Annotated in this window: 8 protein-coding genes and 2 tRNA genes; 3 read left to right on the top strand and 7 right to left on the bottom strand. The window is 70.7% G+C overall.

Features of this window, described 5'->3' with window-relative positions; translation table 11 throughout:
• Together ACIBF8_RS03295 and ACIBF8_RS03290 are read right to left on the bottom strand one after the other, a co-directional pair.
• On the bottom strand, positions 1 to 230 hold a 230-nt coding region (locus ACIBF8_RS03295; protein WP_396780680.1), incomplete at its 3' end, for a transposase.
• A 468-nt stretch (positions 231 to 698) separates the two neighbouring features.
• Positions 699 to 774 (bottom strand) — tRNA-Lys (locus ACIBF8_RS03290).
• A gap of 186 nt (positions 775 to 960) precedes the next feature.
• Between ACIBF8_RS03290 and ACIBF8_RS03285 the strand changes: the two genes are divergently transcribed.
• Both ACIBF8_RS03285 and ACIBF8_RS03280 read left to right on the top strand, forming a co-directional pair.
• Positions 961 to 2,223: an Ig-like domain-containing protein gene (locus ACIBF8_RS03285; RefSeq protein ID WP_396780679.1), complete on the top strand. Its 1,263-nt coding sequence runs from the start codon at positions 961 to 963 to the stop codon at positions 2,221 to 2,223.
• 251 nt (positions 2,224 to 2,474) lie between these two features.
• Positions 2,475 to 3,764 carry an Ig-like domain-containing protein gene (locus ACIBF8_RS03280; protein WP_396780709.1) on the top strand — a complete coding sequence of 430 codons (1,290 nt, stop codon included), beginning with the start codon at positions 2,475 to 2,477 and terminating at the stop codon, positions 3,762 to 3,764.
• Between the two features lie 145 nt (positions 3,765 to 3,909).
• On the opposite strand, the gene ACIBF8_RS03275 is transcribed toward ACIBF8_RS03280, so the two are convergent.
• Both ACIBF8_RS03275 and orn read right to left on the bottom strand, forming a co-directional pair.
• A tRNA-His gene (locus ACIBF8_RS03275) sits at positions 3,910 to 3,982 on the bottom strand.
• Between the two features lie 116 nt (positions 3,983 to 4,098).
• The gene (gene orn, locus ACIBF8_RS03270; protein ID WP_396780678.1) at positions 4,099 to 4,689 is read right to left on the bottom strand and encodes an oligoribonuclease; all 591 of its coding nucleotides are present in this window, start codon (positions 4,687 to 4,689) and stop codon (positions 4,099 to 4,101) included.
• A 72-nt stretch (positions 4,690 to 4,761) separates the two neighbouring features.
• On the opposite strand from orn, the gene ACIBF8_RS03265 reads away from it, so the two are divergent.
• A complete protein-coding gene (locus tag ACIBF8_RS03265) occupies positions 4,762 to 6,054 on the top strand; it encodes a glycosyltransferase family 87 protein (protein ID WP_396780677.1) in 1,293 nt (430 codons plus the stop codon).
• A gap of 253 nt (positions 6,055 to 6,307) precedes the next feature.
• On the opposite strand, the gene ACIBF8_RS03260 is transcribed toward ACIBF8_RS03265, so the two are convergent.
• The 3 genes from ACIBF8_RS03260 to ACIBF8_RS03250 form a co-directional block, all read right to left on the bottom strand.
• Positions 6,308 to 7,339: a hypothetical protein gene (locus ACIBF8_RS03260; RefSeq protein WP_396780676.1), complete on the bottom strand. Its 1,032-nt coding sequence runs from the start codon at positions 7,337 to 7,339 to the stop codon at positions 6,308 to 6,310.
• A gap of 149 nt (positions 7,340 to 7,488) precedes the next feature.
• Positions 7,489 to 8,223 (bottom strand): YcnI family protein, encoded by a 735-nt coding sequence (locus tag ACIBF8_RS03255; RefSeq protein WP_396780675.1) that lies wholly within the window; start codon positions 8,221 to 8,223, stop codon positions 7,489 to 7,491.
• A gap of 17 nt (positions 8,224 to 8,240) precedes the next feature.
• On the bottom strand, positions 8,241 to 9,908 hold the full coding sequence (locus ACIBF8_RS03250) for a copper resistance CopC/CopD family protein (RefSeq protein WP_396780674.1): 1,668 nt from the start codon (positions 9,906 to 9,908) through the stop codon (positions 8,241 to 8,243).

Genomic DNA, 9,908 nt, shown 5'->3' with positions numbered 1-9,908 from the left:
GTGCCGTTCCAGGAGGCGAAGTGGGCCCGGTTCGGGAATCTGGTGATGTCGCCGACCTCGACCAGGAGGCGGGCGGCGCCGGAGGGTCCGATGCCAGGAAGTGGCAGAACTTCGACGAGAACACCGGAGACCCAGACTTCGTCGGCTTGAGCCGTGCGACCACCTCGGGAAACGCCCGCACTTGCTCCCAGGTAACGCCGGTGATGTCCATGTCCTTCGCCGGCGCGCACGCTTGCTGCCAGGCGCTGGCCAGGTCGTCTCGGTTGGCGACCAGTAGGCCGGTCACGTCGACCCGGGAGAGCGGTCGCAACGCCCCCCACCTGGTCAGCCGTCGAAGGAAATCCGGCCACCAGTCGTCCAGAAACTCCCCATCCGGGTTCCGGGCGGCCAATTCCGCATAGGCGCTGTTGTGAAAGTCGTCTCGCCAGCGCGTCTTCGTCTGCCACCACCGGACACCGGCAGCGAATTCTTCCCTCTCGATCGGTTGCACGCGCGCATCCTATGACCGGGCCGGAATCATCGATACCCGGCGAACGACGCCGAGCCCGGCCGCCGACGTCCGCGTACGCGCCATCGAATCCCACCGGACACGAACCAGTCCAACGGCTCCCGAGCACCCACCGAGCGACCACCCACCGCTCGCGTACGCGAAAAAGGCCCCGGCCCGGTGTGAACCACCAGGTCAGGGCCTTGATCGTTGGTGCGCCGCCAGGGACTCGAACCCCGAACCCGCGGATTAAGAGTCCGCTGCTCTGCCAGTTGAGCTAGCGGCGCTCGTCGGCAACGGAGAGAACATTAGCACCCCTCCCGAGCCGGCTCCAATTCGGTTACCCGGGTCCCCCCTTCGGTCGAGCTTTGCCGGCAAAAACCCCAAACCAACCACCGCCGCCAAGATCGGCGGGTGGGTTGCGGCGGTGATGCGGCACGATGTCCGCCAGGTACGCGAGAACAGAGGTGGGCATGGCACGGTTCACGCGAGCCGGGGCGGTGGTGGGCGCCCTGACTCTGGTGGCGTCGCTGGCACTGACCGGGTGCGGCGGCGACGAGAAGAATCCGGAATTCGTGGGCGGGGCGTCGTCGGACGTCAGCGCCTCCCCTGACTCAGCCGCGCCGTCGACGCCAAGCACTCCGAGCGGGCCGGCGCTCACGCTGAGCCCGGCCAACGGCGCGAAGAACAGGCCGGTGAGCACGGAGATCAGCGCGAAGCTCCCGGACGGCGGGAAGGTGTCCGCGGTCACCCTGACGGCGGACGGCGGGGGTTCGGTGGAGGGCAAGTTGCGCACCGACGGCTCCTCCTGGGTGCCGTCCGCCCCACTGAAGTACGGCACCCGCTACACGGCCACGGTGACGGCGAGCGGGTCCGACGGCACGAGCAGCCAGGGCACCAGCAGCTTCACCACGATGGCCAAGCCGAAGTCGACCATCGGGTCGGGCCTGTACCTCTTCGACGACAAGAGCTACGGGGTGGCCATGCCGGTGGTCACCGAGTTCCACCCGGGCATTCCGAAGAAGGACCGGGCGGCGGTGCAGAAGCGGATGTTCGTCCGGACCGACCCGCCGCAGCCGGGCGCGTGGCACTGGGTCGACAACGGCACCCAGGCTTACTACCGGGCCCCGGAGTACTGGAAGCCGGGCACCACCATCAGCGTGCGGATCGCTCTGGCCGGGGTGCCGCTGAGCAACGGCAGGTACGGCGACATCGACCGTAAGGCCACCGCGAAGATCGGCCGGGCGTTCGAGATGAAGGTCGACAACGCCAACAAGAGGATGACGGTGCACGAGAATGGCGCGCTGATCCGCACCATTCCGGTGAGCCTGGGCAAGAAGAGCACACCGTCGTCGAGCGGCACGATGGTCGTGATGGAGAAGAAGGAAGCCACGGTCTTCGACACCCGCGACGACCCGGACCCGGCCAACCGCTACGTCACCGACATCCAGTTCGCCCAGCGGCTGACCTGGGGTGGCGAGTACATCCACGCCGCGCCCTGGTCGGAGCACGTGCAGGGGCGGCAGAACGTCTCGCACGGCTGCGTGAACGTGTCGATGGCGAACGCCAGGTGGTTGTTCGACAAGACCCGGATCGGTGACCCGATCACGATCAAGGGCACCGAGCGCAGGATCGCCGCCGGCAACGGCTGGACGGCGTGGAGCCTGAGCTGGTCGGAGTTCATCAAGGGCAGCGCGTTGCCGGTGCCCCCGGGCGGGTCGGGGCCGGCGGTCTGAGCCGTCCCGCCTCATCGCGCCGGCCCTGCCGTTGGCCGGGCCGGCGCGTACCCTTGCACTCCCATCGCGCATCGACGGCGCCGCGGCCCCCGCAGTCCCGGTACCGAGATGAGCCAGGCTCACGAAACGCCGGATAGTAGCAGAATTCGGGCACAATTGGCGGCGTGTTTCGGTTCACCCTCGGCAACCGGGGCCGGCTCTGGCGCGTCAGTAGGAGACGATGGGGCAGCGACCACGACTGTGAGGGAATCATGCGAGCTAGCCAGCACCAGCTGATCAGGCCCGGTGGGCGACGCCGTGTGTTCGCGGCGGGGCTTCTCGCCGTGGCGCTGGCCTTCACCTCGGCCTGCACCGACGGCGACGGCGGCAAGCCGTCCTCGTGGCACGGCGGCGGGGAGAATCCGGCACCGAAGGCGGCGGCGACGATCAGCGAGCCGGCGGCCGACGCCAAGGACGTCCCGGCGTCCACCGGCATCACCTTCACCACGAAGGACGCCGTGGAGACCGCCGTCGAGCTGAAGGACGCGGCCGGCAAGCCGGTCGAGGGCGCCCTCGCCAAGGACGGCAAGTCGTGGCTGCCGGCCGGCGCGCTCGACTACGGCACCAGCTACACGGCGACCGTCACCGCCACCGGCGACGACGGGCGTCCGGCCACCGCGACCAGCACCTTCACCACCATGGCCAAGCCGGGCAATCAGGTACGGGTGAGCAGCTTCCTCGGTGACAACCAGGTGGTCGGCGTCGGCATGCCGCTGATCGTGAAGTTCAGCCGGGGCATCCCGGAGGACTACCGCGACGACGTGCAGCGCCGGATGACGGTCACCTCGACGCCGGCGCAGGAGGGGATCTGGCACTGGGTCAGCCCCACCGAGATCCGCTACCGACCGAAGGAGTTCTGGAAGCCGGACAGCAAGGTCTCCTACCGCGTCCAGGCCGGCGGCCTGCCGATGGGCGAGGGTTGGTACGGCCGGGCCGACCTCTCGGTGGACATCAAGATCGGCGCGTCGGTGGTCATGACGGTGGACAACAAGACCAAGCGGATGACGGTGACCCGCAACGGCTCTGTGATCAAGACCATTCCGGTCAGCCTGGGCAAGAAGAGCACCCCGTCCTCCAGCGGCACCATGGTCGTGATCGAGAAGCTGCGCAAGACGGTCTTCGACACGTTCGAGGAGCTGGGCCCGGAGGACGGCTACCGCACCAAGATTGACTTCGCGCAGCGTCTGACCTGGGGCGGAGAGTTCATCCACGCGGCACCCTGGTCCGAGGGTCAGCAGGGCAGCGTGAACGTCTCGCACGGCTGCGTGAACGTGTCGATGGCCAATGGCGACTGGCTGTTCAAGAACACCCAGATCGGCGACCCGATCACGGTCAAGGGCACCGAGCGCAAGCTGCAGAACGGCAACGGCTGGACCGACTGGAACATGAGCTGGGACGAGTACGTCAAGGGCAGCGCCCTCCCGTACGAGCCTCCCGCCGACCCGGACACCACCCCGACCCCGGACGGGGCGGTCACCCCGTCTCCCACGCCGACCGCCTGAGCCAGCCGACGGAAGCCCCCTCCTCGGAGGGGGCTTCCGCGTGGGGCCCCGATCTCGCCCCCGCCGAGCGTGATCGAGCGGCCGGCCGGGCACACAACGACTCAGGCCCCCTCCGAGGAGGGGGCCTGAGCAGTAAAACCAGCTGGGTGACTGATGGGAATTGAACCCACGACAACCGGGACCACAACCCGGTGCTCTGCCAACTGAGCTACAGCCACCATGCCGCCGTCGCCCGGTTGATCGCTCCGGGCGGGGTGCGGACCAATAATAGCCACATCGCAGCGCGCCTCGTCCAGCGGGTTCCCTGCTCCCCCGGGCACGAGGCTGCCGCGGGTCAGAGTTCGGCGGCGATGGCCTTGGCGGTCTCGACATCCGGGCCGGGCAGCGGGACGAAGAGCGTGCGCCGGTAGTACTCCAACTCCCGGATGCTCTCCCGGACGTCGGCCAGCGCCCGGTGCGCGAGACCCTTCTGCGGCTGCCCGAAGTACACCCGCGGGTACCAGCGCCGGCAGAGTTCCTTGATCGACGACACGTCGATCATCCGGTAGTGCAGGTGCGCGTCGAGGCGGGGCATGTCCCGGGCGATGAAGCCCCGGTCGGTGGCGATCGAGTTGCCACACAGCGGCGCCGTACGCGGTTCCTTGACGAAGGTGCGGACGTAATCCAGGACCTGGTCCTCGGCCTCGGCGAGGGTGACCGCCGAACGGCGGACCTCCTCGGTGAGGCCGGACTTGGCGTGCATCGTCTGGACGATCTCCGGCATCCCCTCCAGCGCCGCCTCGTCGGCGTGGATGACCACATCGACGCCGTCACCCAGCACGTTGAGGTCGGGATCGGTGACCAGTGCCGCTACCTCGATCAGTTTGTCCCTGCCGAGGTCCAACCCAGTCATCTCACAGTCGATCCAGACAAGAAGATCAGCCACCGGGACAGCCTACGCGCAGCCCACGCCCTGCGGCTGCGCGCTCTCGGCGCACCGGCCCGCTAGGGTTTCGGGGTGCCAGCAGAACCCGTAGCACCGCCCGCCGTCACGGACGACGATCCCGGCGGCCGTACGGTCCGTCGCCTGGTCACGGTGGTGGCCCTCATCGCCGTGCTGCCAGCGCTCTACCTGCCGGGTCTGAACCACAAATTCCTCGACCTCAAGATCTACATGTCGGCGGTCGACTGGTGGCGCGTCGGCCACCCGCTCTACGACTACGTGCAACCCGATCGCGTGCAGGGCGAGCTGTACTTCACCTACCCGCCCTTCAGCGCGCTGCTGCTGTGGCCCTTCGGGCTACTGAAGCTCGGCGCCACCGTGACGATCTTCACGGTGCTCACCGTGCTGGCCGTGGTGCTGACCACCCGATGGCTGGTGACGCCGGTCATCGACCGGCACGACCTGCCACGGGTGTTCACCCTGACGGCCGCCGTGCTGCTGGTGCTGGCGGTGGAGAGCACCCGCGAGACGATCACCTTCGGACAGATCAACATGCTGCTGGTCGTGCTGATCCTGGCCGACCTGCTGTTCGCCGTACCGCAGGCGCGGCGCTGGGCCGGGGTCGGCGTCGGGCTGGCGACGGCACTCAAGCTCTTCCCCGGCATCTTCATCGTGTACCTGCTGGCCACCCGACGGTGGCGGGCCGCTGCGGTGGCCAGCGCGACCGCTGCGGCGGCGACCCTGCTCGCGGCGGCGATCGCTCCTGACGATTCCTGGCGGTTCTGGACCCAGGAGCTGTGGGACAACGACCGGGTGGGACGCACCGACTACGTCGGCAACCAGTCCCTGTTCGGCCTGCTCAGCAGATTCACCGCACCGGAGAAGCCGGACCGGCTGCTCTGGCTGCTGCTGGTCGCCGTGGTCGCCGCCTACGGCCTGTGGCGGGCCGCCCGCGCAGCGCGGGCCGGCGACCTGTTGACGGGCCTGACGTTGACCGGGCTGGTGGGTTCGCTGGTCAGCCCGATCACCTGGACCCACCACATCTACTGGTTCGTGCCGGCGGTGGTGCTGCTCGCGGACGCGGCGTTGAGTGCCGACCGCCCGGACGAGGCACGCCGGCGCCGGTGGCTGGGCGGGCTCGCACTGGGCACCGCCGCCCTGATCATCTATGGCGTGGTGACGTTCCAGGACTGGGGCACGGAACCCGTGCGTACCCATGGCCCGGTGGACTTCGTCCTGCAGAACACCTACGTGCTGCTCAGTCTGCTGCTGATGGCGACCCTGCCGGTGCGCTCGGTTCGCCGCCGCCCCGTCGACCAACCGCACCCTGAGGAAAAATCGCACCAAATGGACAGACATCCCCAGTAGCCGCTATCGGCGCTAACCTGTCCTCATCTACCTCAAGCGTCGCTCGGGTAGCACCGATCCCCCGGTGAGAGTGGCCCTCCGCGTCGGCAGCGCGGAGGGCCACTCGCCGTTTCGCCCGCTGCCGGCCGCGCCGCGACCGGTGAGACCGCTGCCGGCCGCGCCGCGACCGGTGAGACCGCTGCCGGCCGCGCCGCGACCGGTGAGACCGCTGCCGGCCGCGCCGCGACCGATGGGACCGCCGCCGGCCGGTCCGTCACCCTGTGGGACGGCCACCGGGCGAGCCGCCACCGGCCGGGCAGTCACCCGGTCGCGCCGGCACCGGTCGGGCCGTGGCCTCGTCCGCACTGGCCGGCGGCCACGCCAGACTCAGGGTCACCTCCGGTGGGCGGGGCAGTCGGGCCGGCTCGTCCAGGTCGGCGAGGGTGGTGGGGCGCGCCGGTTCCGCGCCGATCGCCGACCGGGGCCGCTCCCGCGCTCCCGCACCGACCGGGGTGAGTTGTCGTGCCGGTATCGGCGGGGCCGGGTCGGGTTCCCGGGAGCCCAGACCGCTCAGCGAGGTGACCCCGAGCCGGCCGGCGAGCACCGGCACCTGATCCGGTTCGACCACGAAGATCACCTCGCGCGGGCGCAGCGGTCGCAGCAGGAGCAGTACCGCACCCACCACCAGCAGGACGCCGACGGTCAGCAGAGCCCAGGCGGCCGGAGTGGTCCATCCCGCCCGCAACTCGGCGCGCAGGTCCAGGGCCAGGTCGGCAGCGCCGTCGGGGCGCATCACCACCAGGCTCATCGGTTCGCTGGCCAGGTCGTCCGCACTCCACTCCAGCGAGCCGATCCCCTCGCGTACCCAGAAGGGCCGGCCCAGCGGCGTGACCGGCCCGGCGGCGGCCGGAGGCTCGACGGCCGGTCCGGCCGGATCCAGTCGGACCGGCAGCGGACCCCGGGCCAGCGCCACCCGGCGGACGGCGGCGTGCGGCACCGCGTCCAGCCAGCCGCGCACCTCGGCGGTCGGCGCCAAGCCGACGAAGGCCGGGCCGTCCGCGGTGCGGGCGTCCAGTCGCAGCCGGGTCTGGGCGGTACGCGCGAAGGGTGCCTCCTGCCGCAGCAACCGGTCGAGATCGGTGACCACGACCGCGTGACCGGGCGTGCGGACCGTCTCGAAGCGGGCGGCGAAGACGCCACCAGGGTCGGCGTGTCGGGACACCAACCACAGCCCGCCCCCGGCGAACAGCGCCGGAATCCCCACGACCAACAGCAGCACTCCGGCAATCACCCGCACGAACCGCATCCGCACCGTCCCCTTCCGTAGCCAAATACCCGGCCGACCTTACCGACGTACACCGTCTGATCAGGGGATATCCACGGCACCGTCGGTACCGACTGCGGAAAGCGCGCTGGCCCGCCGGATGATCCGGCGGGCCAGCGGGCGTGTCGAGGTCAGGCCTTCGCGGTCGGCTCCCGGCGGGTCCGCGCGAACGCCAGCCCGCCCAGCACCAGGCCGGCCAGACCGGCGACGAGACCGGCCACACCGAGGCCGACCGCGAGCCCGTTGCCGTCGTCGTCGTCATTGTCGTCGGGTGATGCGACGGCAGCGGTCGGCGGGGCCGAACCCGCCGGCGCCGCTGCGGCGGCCAGGGTGAGCACCGGGGCCGGGTGCTCCGGCTCCTCGCCGCTGGCCACCGGTGGGTCGATCCAGCGCACCACCGTGCCGTCGGAGTAGGTCTGCAGGCTCTTGAAGACCATCGAGTCGACCTGCGGCAGCGGCCCCAGCGAGACCGGGAACTCCTGGAACTGCCCCGGCTTCACCCCCGCGTCACCGGAAGCCGTCCAGGTGATCTTGGAGACCGCTTCGGTGAGCTGACTACCGTGCACCTCGATCGGCGGGTCCACCTTGCGCTTCTCCGTGGTGACCGTCCAGCCGGGCACCGGCATCGTCGACACCGAGCCGACCGGGGCGTTCTCCGGGAGCACCACCTCGAGCTTGGTGGTCGACGCGCTGTCGCTCTCGTTCGGCACCCGGAACGCCACCCGGGCGTAGCCGCCCTGGGTCGCCTCCTTCGGGTTCACCGTGACGTGGGCGGACGCCGGTCCGGCGAAGCCGAGCACAGCGGTGGCGGCGGCGGTAAACGCCAGGGCGGCAGCGGCGGTTGCGGTACGCCGGAGTCGGGTCATGGGTTTCGCGAACCTCTCTAACGGAGGGGCACGGTGGCGGTCACCGTGGCCTGGTCGATGTCGGTCGTTCGGGCGGTGATCTTCAGTTGCCAGTCACCGGCGGCCGGCAGGCTGATGTCGCCGTAGGCGTGACTGTCCGTCAACCGCAGCAACGGCACCTCGATCGGCTCGATCCCGGCCGAGGGCAACGCGACAGTCGCCTTCCACTCCGCGATCAGCAGAGGCTGGTTGTCCTTGCCGTACGCGTAGAGGTGGATCGAGTTGTTGCCCCGCTCGGCCGGGCTCACCTCGACCTCCATGGAGAAGAGCGAGCTGGTCAGCCTCGTGCTGAAGAGGCCGGCCTCGGCCCCGGCGGACGGGCTGGCCGCGGCGGTGCGGGCGGGCGTGGTCTGCACGAGCGTGGCGGACACGGCCAGCACCACCACGGTGACCGCCAACTCCACCAGGACCGCCCGGCGCACCGGTGCCGGGCGCTCTGCGGCGACGCGGCGACGAACCAACTGCCGGGAGTACGCGGCCACGGCGATGACCAGCGCGAACAGCCCGATCTTGGCGAGCAGCAGGCGCCCGTACGTGGTGTCGAAGAGCGCCTGCGGGGTGGCCACCTCGATCAGCGCCTGGACGGTGCCGGCCAGCAGCAGCGCCGAGACGGCGAGCGCCGCCCAGCGCGACCAGATCGGCAGGATCGCGCCCAGCTCCCGCTCGTCGGCCTGCCGCAGCAGGAAGACGGCGAGCATGAGCAGACCGCCGAGCCAGACCGCCATGCTGCCCAGGTGAACCGCGTCGACCACCACGGAGACCGCCGGCGCCGGGGAGGCCGCCGGGTGCCCGGCCAGCGGCCAGGTCAGCAGGGCGGCGCCGCCGAGCACCGCCAGAATGATCGCGTCCGCCCGGCCGACCGGCCGGGCCAGCAGCGGCCGGAGCAGGAAGACGGATGCCGCCAACAGGCCGAGTCGGACCAGGTGGGCGGCACCGAAGGCGCTGCCGAACACACTGCCGAACCCCTCGCCGGTGACCTCGAAGAGACCGCCGCCGGCCGTGTACGGCACCTGCAACCACAGGTCGGCGAGGGTGGCGACGGCCACCAGACCGAGGCCGGTCCAGGCCAGCCGGGCCGGCCCGCGCCGGGAGAGCCGTCGGGGCCAGAGCGCGGCGAGCACCAGCACCGGCCCGACCAGCAGCACCAGGCCCGCGTAGCCGAGGAACCGGGCCACCTTGACCACCGTGCCCACGACCGGGTTGGCTCGGCTGTCCCCGCCGGAGTCGACCGGTGGCGTCGAGGGCGCGCCGACCGAGTAGGTGAACGCCCCGGAGACCGGGTGGCTGTCGGCGGAGATCACCCGGAAGCTGACCAGGTAGGTGCCCCGTGCGCCGGCTGGGTCCACCTGGATGGTCACGACCCCGCCGCTGAACGACGGTTCGCCGCGGTCGGCCCGGGACCCGTCCGGCGCGATGACCCGGATCTTGCCGGGGACCTTACGGACCGACTCACTGAACGTGAGCACCACCTCGGACGGCCCGCTCGGCACGATGGAGGCCGCGGCCGGGCTGCTGCTCTCCAGCACCGCGTGAGCGCTGGCCGGGGTGGCTGGCGCGATCAGCAGGGCGACGACGGTGACCAGGAGGCCGGCGGCTGCGGCCAGCCGGGCGATCCAGCGGCGGGGGGCGACAGTCATGCGGGCCAT

The sequence above is a fragment of the Micromonospora sp. NPDC050276 genome (assembly GCF_044459545.1).
In the GTDB taxonomy this organism is placed as follows: domain Bacteria; phylum Actinomycetota; class Actinomycetes; order Mycobacteriales; family Micromonosporaceae; genus Micromonospora.
Note: the sequence above shows the minus strand (reverse complement) of the source record. Positions and strands in the feature narration are given on the sequence as shown.

Bases quoted from the DNA above. Each gene is read 5' to 3' on its own strand.
- ACIBF8_RS03285 (WP_396780679.1), top strand. From the start codon at position 961: ATGGCACGGTTCACGCGAGCCGGGGCGGTGGTGGGCGCCCTGACTCTG.
- ACIBF8_RS03280 (WP_396780709.1), top strand. From the start codon at position 2,475: ATGCGAGCTAGCCAGCACCAGCTGATCAGGCCCGGTGGGCGACGCCGT.
- ACIBF8_RS03260 (WP_396780676.1), bottom strand. From the start codon at position 7,339: ATGCGGTTCGTGCGGGTGATTGCCGGAGTGCTGCTGTTGGTCGTGGGG.
- ACIBF8_RS03255 (WP_396780675.1), bottom strand. From the start codon at position 8,223: ATGACCCGACTCCGGCGTACCGCAACCGCCGCTGCCGCCCTGGCGTTT.
- ACIBF8_RS03250 (WP_396780674.1), bottom strand. From the start codon at position 9,908: ATGGCCCGCATGACTGTCGCCCCCCGCCGCTGGATCGCCCGGCTGGCC.